Consider the following 17,366-nt stretch of genomic DNA (forward strand, 5'->3'; position numbering starts at 1 on the left):
CGCGAGCGCACGCCCCTCCGGTCTGTCGGTCGGGCACGGCGTGGGGTCAGGCGCGGCCGAGGGTCTCGTCGCAGGCCGTACGGAGCCGGCGTACCCCCTCGGTGATCTCGGCTGCGCCGGCCGGCGCGGCGAAGCTCAGCCGCAGGTGCGGGGCGGGCGGTTCGGCGCCGAAGTACGGGCGGCCGGGCGCGACCGCGACGCCCGCGCGCAGGGCCGCGGCGACGACGGCGGCCTCGTCGGTGCCGTCCGGGAGGCGGAGCCAGAGGTGGTAGCCACCGGCCGGGATGTGCGCCAGGCCCAGTTCGGGCAGGGTGGTGCGCAGCGCGGCGGTCAGGGTGTCCCTGCGGTTCTTCAGCTCGGTGGCCACGGTGCGGAGCAGACGGGGCCAGGCGGCGGAGCCCACCAGTTCCAGGGCGGCTTCCTGGAGCGGGCGCGGTACGAAGAAGGTGTCCACGACATGGATGGCGCGCAGCCGTTCCAGGACGGGCCCCCGGGCCGCGAGGGCGCCGACGCGCAGGCTCGGCGAGGTCACCTTGGTGAGCGAGCAGGCATGGACGACGATGCCGTCGGGGTCGGTGGCGGCGAGCGGCGGGGGCAGCGGGCCCGCGTCCGCGTGCGCCATCCGGCGCGCGAAGTCGTCCTCGATCACGAAGGCCCCGGCCTCCCGGGCGATCCGCAGCACCTCGGGCCTGCGCTCCGGGGCGAGTACGGCGCCGGTCGGGTTCTGGAAGTGCGGCTGGCAGACGAAGACCTTGGCGCCGCTGGCCCGGAAGGCGGCGGCGAGCAGGTCGGTCCTCACCCCGTCCGGATCGACCGGTACGGGGACGGGGCGCAGCCCGGCGGCGCGGGCGATCGCCAGCATCCCGGGGTAGGTGGGCGACTCCACGAGGACGGGGGCGCCGGGCGGGGCGAGCGCGCGCAGCGCGGTGGTGAGCGCGCTCTGGCCGCCCGCCGTGATCAGGATCTCGGCGGTGCCGCAGGTCGGGGCGATGGACCGGGCGAACCATTCGCGCAGTTCGGGCAGTCCGTCGACGGGCGGCCGGCCCCAGACGCCGGGGCGGCGGCCCGCGCGGGCGAGGGCGGCGGCCATCGCGGCCTCGGGCTGGAGCGTGGGGTGCAGATAGCCGCCGGTCAGCTCGATGACGCCGGGCGGCGGCACGGCGAGGGTGATCAGGACGCCCGAGGCGTCGACGGCGCGCGGTACGCCGCCGGCCGGGGTGTCCGCGCTGAGGGTGACCTCCTGCCAGGAGGTGTCGCCGGTCCTGGTCGGGGCGGGGCGTTCGGGGGCGCGGAAGGCTCCGGCGCCGGGGCGGGTGACGACCAGGCCCTCGGCGGTGAGCCGGGCGAGGGCGCGAGAGACCGTCACTGGCGAGACCCGGTAGCGCTCGATCAGCTCTCGGCTCGACGGCAGCTTTCCACCCGGTGAGTAGCGGTTCAGCTCCTGCTTCAGGGAATGTGCCAGCTCCGCCACGCTGCTACGCTCATGCATGACAGCAGAGAATAGCGCTACTCGACGTACCGCGATAGCGGTCACCACCGGATCCCCGCCCCTCGCCGGCCCGCGTACCGAGCGGGGCACCCTCCTCGCCGCGCTGGGCGTCGTCGCCTTCTCCCTCACCTTCCCGTCCACCGTGTGGGGCCTGGAGAGCTTCGGCCCCTGGTCCCTGGTCGCCGTCCGCAGCGTGCTCGCCGCGCTCCTCGCGGGGGGCTGTCTGCTGGCGCTGCGCGTCCCGGTCCCCGCGCGCCGCCACCGGGGCGGGCTCGCGGTGGTCGTCCTCGGGGTCGTGGCGGGGTTCCCGCTCCTCACGACGCTCGCGCTGGAGACCTCCACCACCTCGCACGCCGCCGTGGTGGTCGGGCTGCTGCCGCTCACCACGGCCGCCTTCTCGGTGCTCCGCAGGGGCAGCCGGCCCTCCCGTACCTTCTGGGTGGCGGCGGTCGCCGGGGCGGCCGTGGTGATCGCCTTCACGGTCCAGCAGAGCGGGGGCGCGCTGTCCACGGGCGATCTGTATCTCTTCGGCGCGCTGCTGGTGTGCGCGGCGGGCTACACGGAGGGCGGCAGGCTGGCCCGGGAGATGCCGGGCTGGCAGGTGATCGGCTGGGCGCTGATCGGCGCGCTGCCGCTCTCGCTGGCGGGCGGCGCGGTGGCGCTGTCGTACGAGCCGGTGCGGCTGACGGCGCACGGGGTGATCGGCGTGGTCTGGGTGGCGCTGGTCTCCACCTTCTTCGGGATGTACGTCTGGTACCGGGGCATGGCGGCGATCGGGATCGCGCGGGCCAGTCAGCTCCAGCTCGCGCAGCCGGTGCTGACCCTGCTCTGGTCGGTGCTGCTGCTCGGTGAACACCTCTCCCCCGCGGCTCCGGTGGCGGCCGTGGCGGTGCTGGTCTGCATCGCGGTGACGCAGCGCTCCGCCCGGCCGGCACCCGGCGCCGCGGCCTCACTTCATGAGCGCTGACCGCTTGCCGTAGTGGTCGGTCACCACCCGCGTCATCGCGCCGATCGGATCGGCGCCGACCTCCTTCGCGGAGAAGTAGCAGTGGCCCCGTACCCCGGCGAAGTCCTTCGCCAGCGTGAGATGGCGGGACAGCTCGGCGGGGTCCTGCCAGGCGGCGGGCTGGGCCGGGTCGCCCGCCTTGTACAGGGCCTCACCGATGTACAGGTCGACGCCCGTCCCCCGTACGGTCGCGTCCCACCAGCGCAGCAGCTTCGCGTAGTCGGCGGCGGCGTAGCCGATGTTCCAGTAGAGCTGCGGGGCGATGTAGTCGATCCAGCCCTTGCGGACCCAGCCGCGGGTGTCGGCGTGCAGATCGTCGTACGTCTGCACGCCCGCCCTGGTGTCGGAGCCGAGCGGGTCGGTGGCGGCGTTGCGCCAGACCCCGAAGGGGCTGATCCCGAAGCGCACGTTCTTCTTGGTCTTCTTGATCCGCTCGGCCGTCTCGCGCACCAGCCGGTCGGTGTTGTCGCGCCGCCAGGCCGCCCTGTCGGGGAAGTCCGCCCCGTACCGCTCGTAGGCCGCGTCGTCCGCGAAGACCTGTCCGGCCACCGGGTACGGATAGAAGTAGTCGTCCCAGTGCACGGCGTCGATGTCGTACCGCTCGACGGCGTCCATCATGGCGTCCTGGACGAACTTCCGGACCTCGGGCAGGCCCGGGTTGTAGTAGAGCTTCCCGCCGTACGGCAGGACCCAGCCGGGGTGGACCCGGGCGGGGTGCTTCGCGCTCAGCCGGGCCGGGTCGGTGTGATTGGCGACGCGGTACGGGTTGAACCAGGCGTGCAGTTCGAGCCCGCGCGCGTGGGCCTCCCGTACCGCCGTGCCCAGCGGGTCCCAGCCGGGGTCCTTGCCCTGCGTTCCGGTCAGGTACTGCGACCAGGGCTCGTACGGCGAGGGCCACAGCGCGTCGGCCGTGGGCCTGACCTGGAAGACGACGGCGTTGAGCCTGCGGGCCGCCGCCGTGTCGAGGTGCTGGAGCAGTTCGGTCCGCTGGCGGTCGGCCGACAGCCCGGGCTTCGAGGGCCAGTCACGGTTGGCGACGCTCGCCACCCACATGCCGCGCAGCGCGGGGCGCGGGGCGTGGTGCCCGGCGGCTCCCTGCCCCGGTACGGCCGCGGTGGCGAGGGCGGTGTCGCCCGCGGTCAGCAGGGAGGCCGCCACCCCGGCCGCGGCGGCCACGAACCCGCGCCGCCCGAGGGGGCCCGTGCCCGGCCGCCGGTCCTGCCCTGTCATGCCGTCGCTCATGCCGTCCCTGGCGCCCTCCCTCACGGCGGCCTGTCCCGTCGTACCGTCTCCCGCCGTACCGTGTCCCGGCTCGTCGTGTGCCATACGCCGTCCCTCGCCCTGTCGTGTGTCGTACCCGGCCCTCGACCGCACCACCACGGAGATGAGCGGTGCGGTCACCCGCCGAGCATGCCCGCCCCGGGCCGTCACGCGCATCCGCTGTCGGAGTAACGTCCTGTTCCCGGGGCAGGCGCCGGAATCACACGGGGGACCTGCACGGACATGGACCGGAGAAAGGCACGATGTGACCGACACCCTGACCGATATCGCCCGCGTCGGAGTGGTGGGCTGCGGCCAGATGGGCGCAGGCATCGCGGAGGTCGCCGCGCGCAGCGGCCTGGAGGTCATGGTCGCCGAGACCACCGGCGAGGCGCTGGAGATCGGCCGGACCCGGCTGCAGAACTCCCTGGCGAAGGCCGCGGAACGCGGCAAGATCAGCGAGGAGGAGCGCGACGCGGCGCTCGGCAGGCTGAGCTTCACCACGGATCTCGGGGAGTTCGCCGACCGCGATCTCGTCATCGAGGCCGTCGTCGAGAACGAGCAGGTCAAGACGGAGATCTTCCAGGTGCTCGACCAGGTGGTGACGCGTCCCGACGCGATCCTGGCCTCCAACACCTCCTCCATCCCACTGGTCAAGCTGGCCGTCGCGACCTCGCGCCCCGACCAGGTGATCGGAATCCACTTCTTCAACCCGGCCCCCGTGCAGCAGCTCGTCGAGCTGATCCCCGCGCTGACGACCTCCGAGGAGACGATCCGGCGCGCCGAGACCGTCGTCGAGGGCGTCCTGGGCAAGCACGCGATCCGCGCGCAGGACCGCTCGGGCTTCGTGGTGAACGCGCTGCTCATTCCGTATCTGCTCGCCGCGATCCGGATGTTCGAGTCGGGCATCGCGAGCCGCGAGGACATCGACAACGGGATGGAGATGGGCTGTGCCCATCCGATGGGCCCGCTCAAGCTCGCCGATCTGATCGGTCTGGACACCGTGGCGTCGGTCGCGGACTCGATGTACGCCGAGTACAAGGAGCCGTTGTACGCGGCGTCCCCGCTGCTCCAGCGGATGGTGGACGCGGGGCGGCTGGGCCGTAAGACGGGTGCGGGCTTCTACTCGTACACCTGATTCACACGGAGTGTGCGAAGGGTGCGCGCATATGACTCCCGTACACCCTGATGCCCGCCGCCCAGGGGGAGTTGACTCGATTCCGCTTAGCCAGTACCCGCCGTGGCTGGGCAACCGAATCGTGGAACCACTCTCCCGAACAGGAGCGGAAATCGTGACCACCGAATCCGACCATTCCGTGGTCGGCCAGGAGCGCGCGGAGTTACGTCGCAGCCTCGACGTCGGCCTTGCCAGAACCGAGGGCAGGATGGCACTACTGGCCCACCGCAACGACCAGACCGACAAGGATGTGGCCGATCTGGCCGCGCGCGTGGCCGCTCTGGAACACTCCAGGTGGCCGCTGCCCGCCGTGGCGGCGCTCTGCTCACTCGGAGCGCTCGCGGTGGCGGTCTGGCAGACCCTGGGCCGCTAGGGGTGCTAGCGGGTCCCTGGCCCCTTGCTGGACCGGAACCTCACTGGCCCAGCCTCAAGTGGTGGAGCATCAGCAGCCCGGCCGTCATGTTGGCGGCCGGGATCTCGCCCCGGGCGATCATGTCCGGCACCAGCTTGAGCGGTACCCACTCCCGGCGCGAGGACTCGAAGTCGTCCTCCGGGTGACCGATGTACGTCGCGTCCTCCGCCCAGTACATGTGGTGCCGCGCGTCGCTGAGGCCGTTGGAGGGCTCGACGGTCAGGAGATGCCGGAGAGGTCCCGGGCGCCAGCCGGTCTCCTCCTCCATCTCCCGTGCCGCCGCGGTCTTGATGTCCTCGCCGTCCTCGACGACTCCCGCCGCGAGTTCCCAGCCCCAGCTATCGGTGATGAAGCGGTGCCTCCAGAGCATCAGCACCTCGTTGGCGGAGTTGACCACGGTCGCCACCGCGACCGGGCGGAGCCGGATGAGGAAGTGGTCCAGATGCCGGCCGTCGGGGAGTTTGACGTCGGCGAGATTGACCCGGAACCACCGATTCTCGTACACCGTCTGCTCGTTTAACTTCGTCCACTGCACGTTTCTGCCACCTTCCGACAAGTTGATGGCAATATCGCAGCAGCGACGCCCGACCCGGGGAAAGCGCGGGGGGCTCAACAGGGGGCTCACAGAGGAACGCGCAGCGCCCCTGCGATCAGTTCCGCGGTGTCCTCGGCTTCGGAAGAGCCGCTGGCCACAAGCTGTTCACGTACCTGGCGCAAGCGGTCGCGCAGCCGCTGGGACTCCATTCCTCTGGCCCGCTCCGCCATCTCGGCCGCTGTTCTCGCGGCCCGGTCGGCCTCGCCCTGCCGCAGTTCGATGTGGCTGAGCATCGCGAGCCGGTGGACCCGGCCGCGGTCGTGCGCCGGTGTGTCCACGGCCGCCGTCGCGTGCACCCGCGCGGCGGCGAGCTCCCCCAGACTGAGGAGCGCCTCAGCCACCTGTACGTTGACCAGGCCCGGTTGGACGTAGCCCGTCTCGTCCGGTTCGTGCCCCGGACTGATGCGCTCCGCCTCGGACTCCGCCCGCCGGATGCAGCCGAGCGCCGCGCCCGCGTCCCCCAGATGCGCGTACGACTTGGCCTGCATCGCGTAGAGATCGGCGGCGAGCGCGGGGGTGATCTGGCGCCCGGCGGTCCGCAGCGCCGCCTCCGCGAACGCCACGGCCTGGCGGTACTCCCCCATGAACAGCGACTGGTTGACGAGCAGCGCGATCACGTACGCGCCGAGCCCCCGGTCGCCGCTGGCCTTGGCCAGCCGCAGCGCCTGGTGGAAGTAGCGCTGCGCCAGGCCGTGGGCGTCGGAGTCGTACGCGCAGATACCGGCCACCGCGACCAGCCCGCCGGTGGCGCGGTGGAGCTGGCGCCCCAGCGCGTCGCTGTAACCGCCGCGCAGCAGCGGCGCGGTCTCGGCGTTGAGGAAGCGGACGATCCTGGCCCGGGTCGCGACACCGCCCGCCCGCCGGTACATCAGCTCGTAGTGCGCACGGGCGGACCGCAGCAGCTTGATGTCTGCGGGACCGACCTTCGTACCGCCCGCGCGGGACACGTCGGAGTCCTCCGGCGGGTTCTCCCACTCCCAGACGGGCATCACGGCGGGCGTGCCGGTGACGGCGGGGGCGCCCACTATGTGCGGGCGCTGCTGCTCGTCACTGCGCCACAGCGCGGCGGCGCGCTCCACGAAGCCGGAGAGCGGGGTGGCGTGCGGTACGGGTGACTCCCCCGCCACGCCGAACCCGATGTCGTCCAGGGTGAGCGGTCTGCGCAGCCGGTCGCTGAGCACCGCGCAGATCAGGTCGGGCACCTGGCCACGTGGCCGCTGGCCCTTCAGCCAGCGGGACACGGCGGTGTGTTCGTACCGCAGCGCGAGGCCCCTCGTACGGCCCGCCTGGTTGACGCGGGCGGCGAGGCCGGCATGGGAGATGCCCGCCTCGTCGAGCAGGGAATCGAGCAGAGTGTTGGGCTGCATGTGCCCCTCCGGAGACTCGGCCGTTCCAGCCTAGACGAAATAAATCCGAACTCCCGCCTGCGGGAGGCCCCGAGAGGGGCGGGTGACGCTACTTCGGATGTGCTCGTCAGGACGGAACGGGAAACGCACGGGGTGTGAACGGAGTGCCCGGATTCGCACCGTGTGCGCTCTGCCGCCGGGCGGGCGGGGCGGGTTGACTGAGTGTCCTCACCAAGGAGGCGGCCGGGCCGCCGGCTCCCCCTCGTCAAGTGCGGCGGCCCGCAACCGTGTCGTCCGTCCCGCCGACCTGCCCGACACTCCACGGCGGGACGGACGACACGGACACCGCGCCGGTGGTTCCCTCACACCACGGGCGGGGTGCTCCTGAGTGGGAGACGGGTCCGGTCACGGACGACAGCGACTTCTGGCGCCGGGAGGGGTGCTAGGGACGGGATGGAGCCGGACGGGTACGGCGCAGCGCCGGGTCACCGGACTGCGTCGGCACCCGTGTGCGTTCCTCCAGTACGGCGCGACAGCCCGGCGGCGCCTGGCCGTTGACCGGTGGCGGCTCCTGCGGTGGGGGCGCGGTGTCAGGACCGGGGGGCAGCGGGTCCGGGGGGAGGAGACCGTCGGGCGCGCGCGGCCCGTCGGTGATCCTTCTGTCCGGACCGGCCCGCTCCACGCCGGTCCGGTCGGCCCCGCTCCGGTCGGCGCCGGAGTGGTCGACGGGCCCCGACTGCCGTCCGGCCGTCGCGCACGGGGAGCCGTCCACCCGGTCGTTGCGCAGCACCAGCAGCGCCATGTCGTCGGTGATCCGCCCGCCGGTGTGCCGCAGCAGCGCCGCGTGCACCTGCCGTACCACCGCCGCGGGCGTCAGCGTGGTGGACGAAGCCGCCTCCGCCAGCGCCTCCTTGAGGCCGAAGAAGCGCCCCTGCGCGTCCCGCGCGTCCTCCGCGCCGTCGGTGTGCAGGAACAGCGCCTCGCCCGGCAGCAGCCGTCCGCACCGGTACGGGGTGAGCTCCGCCGGCAGCGGTACGGCGCCCAGCGGCGGTAACGGCTCCCCGCAGGCGAGCGGTTCCGCGCCGGCGCCGAGCCGGTAGGGCCAGGGATGGCCGCAGTTGAGGGCGCGGATCTCCGCGTCGGGGCCGATCTCCAGCAGCAGGACGGTGACGAACTCCTCCGCGGCGTCCGCCGCGTCCGCCGCCGCCATCCGGTGGGCGGCCCGGCACGCCTCGGCGACCTCGGCCGCGCTCGCGCTCGCCTCCTCCGTGGCGGCGGCCGCTTGGGCGAGCAGGGCCACCCGGAGCGCCGCCTCGCAGTCCGGCTCCCGCCGCGCCAGCTCCCGCAGATGGCGCTGGTGGGCCCGGTCGAGTCTGCGCAGGACGCCGTCGAGCCCGTTCTCGTCGTGGGCGGCCTCGCGGAAGCTGCCGAGGACGGCGGCCACCGCCCCGATGGCGGGCAGCCCGTGGCCGCGTACGTCCCCGATGACCACGCGCACCCCGTGGGTGGTCGCCATCACCTCGTACAGGTCACCGCCCACGTCGGCGCCGCGCGAGGCGGAGAGCTGGCGGGCATGGAGCGCGAGCCCGTCGAGCCGGGACGGCAGCGGGCGCAGCAGGACCTCCTGCGCGGCGCGCGCCACGGCGCGTACCTGGAGCAGTTCCCGGGCGGCGCGGCGCCGTACCCGCATGACGAGGTAGGCCATCACCAGGACGAAGGCCACGCAGGTCACGATGCGGGGAAGGAGCGTGTCGCGCTCCGAGGGCGGGCGCGTCAGCTCCCAGGTGATCACCAGCGCGAGCAGACCGCCGGGGATCGCGCACTCCACGAAACCCCAGGAGGCGGTCTCCTCCTCGGTTGTCTGCTTTTCTGCACTGGTCCGATTCATACGTCGGCCCCCCTCGGCCGTCCGGCCACTCAGCCGTTGGGCGTACGTCGACCGTCGCGGCCGGATCGATTGTGTCGATCACTGGCCGCCGATGGCGCGACCCGCCGAGGGTTCTCACTCAAATGAGTGAGGGGCGCGTCCGGAGACCCGGACGCGCCCCTCAGGGGCTTCACGATCTGTCGAACGAAAGGCCGAAAGACCCTTCGCGACAGGCGGTTACGCTCCCCGCAGTACCGCCCCGGTCCGCTCGGCGGCGAGCGCGACGGCCGCGTCACGGGCCGCCGTGGCCTCCTCGACCGTCAGCGTGCGGTCGGTGGCGCGGAAGCGCAGGGCGTACGCGAGGGACTTGTTCCCCGCGCCGACCTGCTCGCCGGAGAAGACGTCGAACAGCCGCAGCGACTCCAGGAGTTCGCCCGCCCCCTCGTGCAGCGCCCGCTCCACGTCACCGGCGGGCACGTCGTCCGCGACGACCAGCGCCACGTCCTGGGTGGCCACCGGGTAGGTGGAGATGCGCGGCGCCTGGAGCACGCCGGTGCCCGCGCGCTCCAGCAGGTCCAGCTCGATCTCCATGGCGCTGGTGCGCTCCGGCAGCCCGAGCGCCTTGACGACGCGCGGGTGCAGCTCACCGGCGTGCCCGACGAGCGTCTCCGTGCCGTCCACGGTCGCGAACAGCGCGGCGCAGCGGCCGGGGTGCCACGGCTCGTGGCGGTCGGCCCGTACGGCGAGCTCGACGCCGGCCTCCCGGGCGACGGTGCGGGCCGCCTCGACGGCGTCCGCCCAGTTCGCCCGGGTGCCCTTGCCCCACCAGCCGGCCTGCTCGCGCGCGCCGGACAGGACGACCGCGGCGTGGCGCGGCTGGCGCGGCAGCGCGGCGTCGAGGGAGGCGATCTCCTCGTCGGTGGGCCGCCGGTCGACGGGCAGCCGTACCGGTACGGTCTCCTCGCCGGTCGGCCGGAAGACCAGCCCGGTCTCGAAGAGCGCGAGGTCGTGCGAGCCCCGGCCGTCGTTGCGGCGCAGCGCGGTGAGGAGTCCGGGCAGCAGCGTGGTGCGCAGCGCGGGCTCCTCGTCGGAGAGCGGGTTGACGAGGGTGACCGTACGGCGCCGGTCGTCGTCGGCCGGGAGGCCGAACGCGTCGAGGACGGCCTCGCCGGTGAACGGGTAGTTCAGCGCCTCGACGTAGCCGGCGCCGGCCAGGGCGCGGCCGACGCGGCGGTGCAGCCGCTGCCGCTCGGTGAGCCCGCGGCCGGACGGCGGGGTCGGCAGCGTGGAGGGCAGGTTCTCGTACCCCTCCAGGCGGATGACCTCCTCGGCGAGGTCGTTGGGCTCGCCGAGGTCGGGGCGCCAGGACGGGACGGTGACGATCAGCTCGTCCTGCCCGTACACGTCGCAGCCGACCTCCTGGAGGCGTCGTACGACGGTCTCCCTGCCGTAGCCGACACCCGCGACGCGGTCGGGGTGGTCGGCGGGCATGGTGATGGTGTGCGGCGCGGAGGGCGCGACGACCTCGGTGACCCCGGCCTCCGCGGAGCCGCCCGCGAGGAGGACCAGCAGGTCGACGGTGCGCTGCGCGGCGGCGGCGGTGGCCTCCGGGTCGACGCCGCGCTCGAAGCGCTTGGACGCCTCGGAGGGCAGCTTGTGGCGGCGCGCGGTGCGGGCGATGGTGATCGCGTCGAAGTGCGCGGCCTCGATGACGACCTCGGTCGTGCCGTGCACGGCGCCGGTCTCGGCGTCGGTGACGACATCGGCGATCTCGGTGTGGGCACCGCCCATCACGCCCGCGAGGCCGATCGGCCCGCGGTCGTCGGTGATGACCAGGTCCTGGGCGTCCAGGACGCGCTGCACCCCGTCGAGCGTGGTGATCTTCTCGCCGGCCTCGGCACGGCGCACGCCGATCGGGCCTTCGAGCCGGGTCCGGTCGTAGGCGTGCAGCGGCTGGCCCAGCTCCAGCATCACGTAGTTGGTGATGTCGACCGCGAGCGAGATCGGCCGCATGCCGGCCTTCTGGAGGCGGCGGCTCAGCCAGATCGGGGACCGGGCCTCGGGGTCGAGACCGGTGACCGTACGCGCGGTGAAGCGGTCGCAGCCCATCGGGTCGGCGATCTTCACGGGGTGGCCGTACGCGTTCGGCGCGGGGACGTCGAGCAGCGCCGGGTCGCGCAGCGGCAGGCCGTACGCGATGGCGGTCTCGCGGGCGACGCCGCGCAGCGAGAGGCAGTAGCCGCGGTCGGGGGTGACCGCGATGTCCAGGACCTCGTCCACCAGCTCCAGGAGCGCGATGGCGTCGGTGCCCGGCTCGTACTCCGGCGGCAGGACGATGATGCCGCCCGAGCCGTCGTCGCCCATGCCCAGCTCGTCGCCGGAACAGATCATGCCGTGCGAGGTCCTGCCGTACGTCTTGCGCGCGGCGATCGCGAAGTCGCCGGGGAGGACGGCGCCGGGCAGCACGACCACGACCTTGTCGCCGACGGCGAAGTTACGGGCGCCGCAGACGATCTCCTGCGGTGCGCCGGTGCCGTTGGCGGTGCCGACGTCGACGGTGCAGAAGCGGATGGGCTTCTTGAAGCCCTCCAGTTCCTCGATGGTGAGGACCTTGCCGACGACGAGGGGGCCCTTGAGGCCGCCGCCGAGCTGCTCGACGGTCTCGACCTCCAGACCGGCGGAGACGAGCCGGGCCTGTACGTCACGGCCGGTCTCCGTCGTCGGCAGGTCGACGTACTCCCGCAGCCAGGAAAGCGGGACGCGCATCAGATCTCCATCCCGAACGGCCGGGTGAACCGGACGTCACCCTCGACCATGTCTCGCATGTCTTCGACGTTGTGGCGGAACATCAGCATCCGTTCGATGCCGAACCCGAAGGCGAATCCGCTGTACTTCTTGGGGTCGACGCCGCAGGCGGTGAGCACCTTGGGGTTGACCATGCCGCAGCCGCCCAGCTCGATCCAGCCCTCGCTGCCGCAGGTGCGGCAGGGCCGGTCGGGGTCGCCGACGGACGCGCCGCGGCAGACGTAGCAGACCATGTCCATCTCGGCGGACGGCTCGGTGAACGGGAAGAAGTTCGGGCGGAGCCGGGTCTTCATGTCCGGGCCGAAGAGCGCCTGCACCATGTGGTCCAGGGTGCCCTTGAGGTCGGCCATGGTCAGGCCCTCGTCGACGGCGAGCAGCTCGATCTGGTGGAAGACCGGGGTGTGCGTGGCGTCCAGCTCGTCGGTGCGGTAGACCCGCCCGGGGCAGACGATGTAGACGGGCGGTTCGCGGTCGATCAGGGCGCGGGCCTGGACCGGCGAGGTGTGCGTACGGAGCACCACACCGGACTCGTCACCGGTGGTGCCCTCGGGGCCCGCGACGAAGAAGGTGTCCTGCATCTGGCGCGCCGGGTGGTCGGGCACGAAGTTGAGGGCGTCGAAGTTGAACCACTCGGCCTCGGCCTCGGGCCCCTCGGCGACCTCGTACCCCATGGCCACGAAGACGTCGGCGACCCGCTCCATGAAGGTGGTGAGCGGGTGGCGGGCGCCGGCCGGGGTGCGGTCGTACGGCAGTGTGACGTCCACCGCCTCCTCGACCAGCACCCGGGCGTCGCGCTCGGCCTCCAGCTCGGTCTGGCGGGCGGCGAGGGCCCGGCCGACGGCGGCGCGGGCCTGGCCCACGCGCTTGCCCGCCTCGGCCTTGGCCTGCGGCGGCAGCGCGCCGATCTCCCGGTTGGCGAGGGAGAGCGGCGAGGTGGACCCGGTGTGCGCGGTCTTCGCGTGGGCGAGCGCGTCGAGGTCACCGGCGGCGGCGAAGGCGGCGAGCGCCTCGTCCCGCAGGCGCTCGATCTGCTCCGGTTTCAGTGCCTCGACCTCGACCGGGTCGTACGACTTGTTGGGTGCGGACATCTCTTCCCGTACTTCCGATTGGCTTGGCGAAACGACCCTGCTCGATCACTGAGGGCGTGAAGGTGCCAAAAGCCGAGTCTAAAGGGTCGTACGACGGTGGATTGGCCCGCGGGCGGCCCGGCCGGGGTCTCCGGTGCGGTCGGGAGACCGTCAGGAGAGGTAGGCCGGAGCGCCGACGGGCAGGATAAATCGGAACCGCGCGCCGCCGCCGGGGCCGCGGCCCACGGTGATGGTGCCGCCGTGCGCCTCGACGATGCCCTTGACGATGTAGAGGCCCAGCCCCGTCCCGCCGCGTTTGCTGCCCCGCCAGAAGCGGGTGAAGACGCGCTGCATCGACTCCTCGGGGATGCCGGGTCCTTCGTCGCACACGGTGACGGCCGTTCCCTTCTCGCTCTCCGCCGCGTGTTCGATCCGCGCGGGCGCCACCTCGATGGTGACGGTTCCCTCACCGTGGCGCACCGCGTTTTCCAGCAGGTTGCCGAGCACCTGGTCGATCTTGTCCGGATCCGCCCACAGATCGGGCAGCGGCTGTTCTATCCGTACCAGGAAACGGTCGGGCGACTGTCCCGAGGCGGTGTGCGACTGGACGTGCCGGCCGACGGCCGCGCCGATGTCGACGGGCTGACGGCGCACCTCCAGGCGGCCCGAGTCGATCCGGGAGATGTCGAGCAGTTCGGCGATCAGCCGGGTGACCCGGTTCGCGTCGGCGTCGACGGTCTCCAGCATCAGCCGCTTCTGGTCGTCGGTGAACCGCTCCCACTTGGCGAGCAGGGTCGCCGTGAACCCCTTGACGGAGGTCAGCGGCGAGCGCAGCTCGTGGGCGACGGTGGCGATCAGCTCGGCATGGCTCAGCTCCGTACGGCGGCGGGCCTCCGTGCCCCGGACACAGATCACCAGCTTGCGGACGGGGCCCGTGGGGTACGCGCGGACGTAGCGGGCGGAGACCAGGACCTCCCGGCCGCCGGGGAGCAGCAGGTTGCGCTCCGGCTGTCCTGTCCGGGTGGCGAGGCCGCCGTACGGGTCGGTCAGCGCCCACCAGCGGCGGCCCTTGAGGTCCTCCAGCGGCAGCGCCCGGTCCACGGGGCGGCCGAGGGCGGCGGAGCGGTCGACGGCGGTGATCCGCGCGGCGGCGGCGTTGAAGCAGACGACGCGGCCGGTCTCGTCCGCGACGATCAGCCCGTCGGGGAGCTCGTCGGGGTCCAGCCCCGCTCCGTCCGGGATGCCGGCGTGGTCGTCCGCCGGATCACCGGGGTCCGCCGCGGGCACGCCGCCCGCTTCCCCGGCGCCGGCACCGAACGCGGCCGGTAAGGCTCCCTGGACCCCTGCGGGTCGGCTCGCCCCGACGGTCATCCCCGCACCCCACCTCTTCCGGGTAGCTCAGTGGGTCCCCGAGCACGCAACACTACTAGCTGACCGTGACCGGGCGGACCCCCTCAGCGCATACCGCGGACGCGCTGGGCACGCGCTGAGGCATAGAGACATACGGCCGCGGCGGTCGCGAGGTTCAAGCTCTCGGCCTTTCCGTGGATCGGCACCCGCACGACGGCGTCCGCCAGCGCGCGGGTCTCGGCCGGCAGCCCCCACGCCTCGTTGCCGAAGACCCAGGCGGTGGGCCCGGCCATGGTGCCCGCGTCCAGCTCGTCGTCGAGGTCGTCCTCGCCCGCCCCGTCGGCGGCCAGGATGCGCACCCCGGCGCCCTGGAGGCCGCGTACCGCCTGCTCCACGGGGACACCGACGACGACCGGCAGATGGAAGAGCGAGCCGGCCGACGCGCGGACGGACTTGGGGTTGTACAGGTCGACGGAGGCGTCGGTGAGGACGACGGCGTCGGCCCCCGCGGCGTCCGCGCAGCGCAGCACCGTACCGGCGTTGCCGGGGTCGCGGACATGGGCCAGGACGGCGACGAGCCGGGGCCCCGCGGCGAGGACGTCCGCGAACGGCGTGTCCAGGAAGCGGCAGACGCCGAGCAGCCCCTGCGGGGTGACGGTCTGGGAGACCTCGGCGAGGACGGTGTCGGGGGCGAAGTGCACCCGGGCACCGGTGGCGCGGGCCGCGTCGACGATGTCGGCGTACCGCTCGGCGGCCTCGGCGGTGGTGAACAGCTCGACGAGCGTGGGCTCCCCGCCGGCCCCGCGGTGGGCCACCGCCTCACGTACGGCCTGCGGCCCCTCGGCGATGAACCGGCGTTCCTTGCCGCGGAAGGCACGCTTGGCGAGCCTGCGCGCGGCCGTGACACGGGGGGAACGCGGGGAGATCAGCTCGGGGGTGCCCATGGGCGGCGGCTCGCTTCTCGTCTGGCGGTACGGGAGTACGGGCGGTCTCGTCCGGCGGCACGGGGGGCGCAGGGGGCCGGGCGGTCCCGTACGGCGGTCAGGGAGTACGGCGGTACGGGCGGGTCCCGTACGGCGGCCCGGCGGCGTGCGCGGGAGAGGCCCGGGAACACGCCGGACCCGCAGGCGGTGTGCCTGCGGGTCCGGCGGGAAGGGCGCGGGCCGGTGAAGAGCCTCTCGGCTCTTAGGCCGCGGCCTTCGGGGCGTTGACGTCGCTGGGGAGCGCCTTCTGGGCGACCTCGACCAGCGCGGCGAACGCGTTGGTGTCGTTGACGGCCAGCTCGGCGAGGATCTTGCGGTCCACCTCGACGTTGGCGGCCTTCAGACCCTGGATGAAGCGGTTGTAGGTGATGCCGTTGGCACGGGCAGCGGCGTTGATCCGCTGGATCCAGAGCTGACGGAAGTCGCCCTTGCGCTTCTTGCGGTCGTTGTAGTTGTAGACGAGGGAGTGGGTGACCTGCTCCTTCGCCTTCCGGTACAGGCGCGAACGCTGGCCGCGGTAACCGCTGGCCGCTTCGAGGATTGCCCGGCGCTTCTTGTGGGCGTTGACTGCCCGCTTGACGCGTGCCACGTGTTGACTCCTTGTAGCGGGGCCGTGGTTGGACTCACACGGCCCGGAAACGAATAGGTCCCGGTCCTGTTGCCGCGCCCCCGGTCACCGGGGGCGGCGACATCACTTGCCGAGAAGCTTCTTGATCTTCTTGGCGTCGCCCGGGGCCATCTCGGCGTTGCCGGTGAGGCGACGCGTCAGCCTTGACGACTTGTGCTCGAGCAGGTGGCGCTTGCCGGCCCGCTCGCGCAGCACCTTGCCGGAGCCGGTGATCTTGAAGCGCTTGCTGGCACCGCTGTGCGACTTGTTCTTCGGCATAGCGCCGTTCTCTCCTCGTCAGTGGCGCTCCCAGCCGGTCCGGACTTCTGGACCGGCGCGCGGGAGCGTCAGATCTCTGGTGTGTGGTTCCGAGCGGAGCCGGGGGCCGCCTGGGTGGCGCCCCCACGGATCACACCTCGGAAGATGCCTCGACGGGGGTCTCGGCCGGAGCCTCGACACTCTCGTCGGCCGACTCCTCGGGCGTGTGGCCCTGGCGCTCCGCCTTGCGGGCCGCCTGCGCCTCACGGGCCTCGGCCATGGCCTCGGTCTTCTTCTTGTGCGGACCAAGAACCATGATCATGTTCCGGCCGTCCTGCTTCGGGTTCGACTCGATGAAGCCGAGCTCCTCGACGTCGGAAGCCAGTCGCTGGAGCAGTCGGAAGCCCAGTTCCGGACGGGACTGCTCACGACCACGGAACATGATCGTGATCTTGACCTTGTCACCCTGCTTGAGGAACCGGACGACGTGACCCTTCTTGGTGTCATAGTCGTGCGGGTCGATCTTCGGCCGGAGCTTCATCTCCTTGATGACCGTGTGCGCCTGGTTCTTGCGCGCCTCACGGGCCTTCATGGCCGACTCGTACTTGAACTTCCCGTAGTCCATGAGCTTGCACACGGGCGGACGGGCGTTCGCCGCGACCTCGACCAGGTCCAGGTCGTACTCCTGTGCGAGCTCCAGGGCCTTGGCGAGCGGGACAATGCCCACCTGCTCGCCACTGGGACCGACAAGTCGCACTTCGGGAACGCGAATCCGGTCGTTGATGCGGGGCTCGGCGCTGATGGATCCTCCTCGGTAGCACCACACGACTGTCTGGCAGACAGCCGCGTAACGTCTGTTTCAGACCAACCGCGGCGGCACAGCAAAAATGCCCCGGACGGCACACAGGCAGGAGCTCCTCGAATACCGGAGCACCGCCGCGTACGTACCACGGGGCGCATCGGGCGGTTCCATCGTCCGTACGGAACGATGGGCACCACCTGACCGGTGACCCGCCGCCCTCAAGGGGCAGCCAGGTGGGAGATCGGAGCCTCCACTTGTGGGCCGGACACACAAGTGACCGGCCGGTCGTTACACAAGGTTAGCACCCCCCGGGGCCTCCCGCTAACCCTGTGTCTCCCCGCC

Annotated in this window: 14 protein-coding genes and 1 pseudogene; 3 read left to right on the plus strand and 12 right to left on the minus strand. The window is 72.5% G+C overall.

The genetic code is table 11. The features are described from left to right. Positions 1-46: 46 nt before the first annotated feature. Positions 47-1,489, minus strand: a complete 1,443-nt coding sequence (locus ACIO3P_RS29660; protein WP_401854292.1) for a PLP-dependent aminotransferase family protein — start codon at positions 1,487-1,489, stop codon at positions 47-49. On the opposite strand from ACIO3P_RS29660, the gene ACIO3P_RS29665 reads away from it, so the two are divergent. Beyond that, the gene (locus tag ACIO3P_RS29665; protein ID WP_401854289.1) at positions 1,488-2,456 is read left to right on the plus strand and encodes a DMT family transporter; all 969 of its coding nucleotides are present in this window, start codon (positions 1,488-1,490) and stop codon (positions 2,454-2,456) included. The genes ACIO3P_RS29660 and ACIO3P_RS29665 overlap by 2 nt on opposite strands. Here ACIO3P_RS29665 and ACIO3P_RS29670 read toward each other — a convergent pair. Continuing rightward, a complete protein-coding gene (locus tag ACIO3P_RS29670) occupies positions 2,439-3,725 on the minus strand; it encodes a glycoside hydrolase family 10 protein (protein ID WP_401854501.1) in 1,287 nt (428 codons plus the stop codon). The two genes, ACIO3P_RS29665 and ACIO3P_RS29670, sit on opposite strands and share 18 nt — an antisense overlap. 307 nt (positions 3,726-4,032) lie before the next feature. Between ACIO3P_RS29670 and ACIO3P_RS29675 the strand changes: the two genes are divergently transcribed. Further along, positions 4,033-4,893, plus strand: coding sequence for a 3-hydroxybutyryl-CoA dehydrogenase (locus ACIO3P_RS29675; protein WP_329824656.1), 861 nt, complete (start codon positions 4,033-4,035; stop codon positions 4,891-4,893). Between the two features lie 154 nt (positions 4,894-5,047). Continuing rightward, positions 5,048-5,305 carry a hypothetical protein gene (locus tag ACIO3P_RS29680; protein WP_329824435.1) on the plus strand — a complete coding sequence of 86 codons (258 nt, stop codon included), beginning with the start codon at positions 5,048-5,050 and terminating at the stop codon, positions 5,303-5,305. Between the two features lie 40 nt (positions 5,306-5,345). Here the strand turns inward: ACIO3P_RS29680 and ACIO3P_RS29685 are convergent, their stop codons facing one another. From ACIO3P_RS29685 to infC, 10 genes and pseudogenes are all read right to left on the minus strand, one after another. Continuing rightward, the gene (locus tag ACIO3P_RS29685) at positions 5,346-5,879 is read right to left on the minus strand and encodes an NUDIX hydrolase (protein ID WP_329824436.1); all 534 of its coding nucleotides are present in this window, start codon (positions 5,877-5,879) and stop codon (positions 5,346-5,348) included. A gap of 86 nt (positions 5,880-5,965) precedes the next feature. Beyond that, on the minus strand, positions 5,966-7,306 hold the full coding sequence (locus ACIO3P_RS29690) for a transcriptional regulator (protein ID WP_329824437.1): 1,341 nt from the start codon (positions 7,304-7,306) through the stop codon (positions 5,966-5,968). A 751-nt stretch (positions 7,307-8,057) separates the two neighbouring features. Beyond that, a pseudogene (locus tag ACIO3P_RS29695) lies at positions 8,058-8,990 on the minus strand (PP2C family protein-serine/threonine phosphatase); the annotation flags it as partial. A gap of 399 nt (positions 8,991-9,389) precedes the next feature. Continuing rightward, positions 9,390-11,918, minus strand: a complete 2,529-nt coding sequence (gene pheT, locus ACIO3P_RS29700) for a phenylalanine--tRNA ligase subunit beta (protein WP_401854287.1) — start codon at positions 11,916-11,918, stop codon at positions 9,390-9,392. Further along, positions 11,918-13,045: a phenylalanine--tRNA ligase subunit alpha gene (pheS, locus tag ACIO3P_RS29705; RefSeq protein ID WP_329824439.1), complete on the minus strand. Its 1,128-nt coding sequence runs from the start codon at positions 13,043-13,045 to the stop codon at positions 11,918-11,920. The genes pheT and pheS overlap by 1 nt, the downstream gene beginning before the upstream one ends. A 150-nt stretch (positions 13,046-13,195) precedes the next feature. Next, positions 13,196-14,395 (minus strand): ATP-binding protein, encoded by a 1,200-nt coding sequence (locus ACIO3P_RS29710; protein WP_401854285.1) that lies wholly within the window; start codon positions 14,393-14,395, stop codon positions 13,196-13,198. Between the two features lie 83 nt (positions 14,396-14,478). Beyond that, positions 14,479-15,318 (minus strand): RNA methyltransferase, encoded by an 840-nt coding sequence (locus ACIO3P_RS29715; RefSeq protein ID WP_329824441.1) that lies wholly within the window; start codon positions 15,316-15,318, stop codon positions 14,479-14,481. A 241-nt stretch (positions 15,319-15,559) separates the two neighbouring features. Next, a complete protein-coding gene (gene rplT, locus ACIO3P_RS29720; RefSeq protein ID WP_041991468.1) occupies positions 15,560-15,946 on the minus strand; it encodes a 50S ribosomal protein L20 in 387 nt (128 codons plus the stop codon). Between the two features lie 102 nt (positions 15,947-16,048). Next, positions 16,049-16,243, minus strand: a complete 195-nt coding sequence (gene rpmI, locus ACIO3P_RS29725) for a 50S ribosomal protein L35 (protein ID WP_003947156.1) — start codon at positions 16,241-16,243, stop codon at positions 16,049-16,051. A gap of 130 nt (positions 16,244-16,373) precedes the next feature. Next, entirely contained in the window at positions 16,374-17,048 is a 675-nt protein-coding gene (infC, locus tag ACIO3P_RS29730) for a translation initiation factor IF-3 (protein WP_329824442.1), read from the minus strand. Between the last annotated feature and the right edge of the window lie 318 nt (positions 17,049-17,366).

The sequence above is a fragment of the Streptomyces sp. NPDC087310 genome (genome assembly GCF_044744405.1).
Taxonomy (GTDB): Bacteria; Actinomycetota; Actinomycetes; order Streptomycetales; family Streptomycetaceae; genus Streptomyces.

Bases quoted from the DNA above. Each gene is read 5' to 3' on its own strand.
- ACIO3P_RS29665 (WP_401854289.1), top strand. From the start codon at position 1,488: ATGACAGCAGAGAATAGCGCTACTCGACGTACCGCGATAGCGGTCACC.
- ACIO3P_RS29660 (WP_401854292.1), bottom strand. From the start codon at position 1,489: ATGCATGAGCGTAGCAGCGTGGCGGAGCTGGCACATTCCCTGAAGCAG.
- ACIO3P_RS29670 (WP_401854501.1), bottom strand. From the start codon at position 3,725: ATGACAGGGCAGGACCGGCGGCCGGGCACGGGCCCCCTCGGGCGGCGC.
- ACIO3P_RS29690 (WP_329824437.1), bottom strand. From the start codon at position 7,306: ATGCAGCCCAACACTCTGCTCGATTCCCTGCTCGACGAGGCGGGCATC.
- pheT (WP_401854287.1), bottom strand. From the start codon at position 11,918: ATGCGCGTCCCGCTTTCCTGGCTGCGGGAGTACGTCGACCTGCCGACG.
- pheS (WP_329824439.1), bottom strand. From the start codon at position 13,045: ATGTCCGCACCCAACAAGTCGTACGACCCGGTCGAGGTCGAGGCACTG.
- ACIO3P_RS29710 (WP_401854285.1), bottom strand. From the start codon at position 14,395: ATGACCGTCGGGGCGAGCCGACCCGCAGGGGTCCAGGGAGCCTTACCG.
- ACIO3P_RS29715 (WP_329824441.1), bottom strand. From the start codon at position 15,318: ATGGGCACCCCCGAGCTGATCTCCCCGCGTTCCCCCCGTGTCACGGCC.
- rpmI (WP_003947156.1), bottom strand. From the start codon at position 16,243: ATGCCGAAGAACAAGTCGCACAGCGGTGCCAGCAAGCGCTTCAAGATC.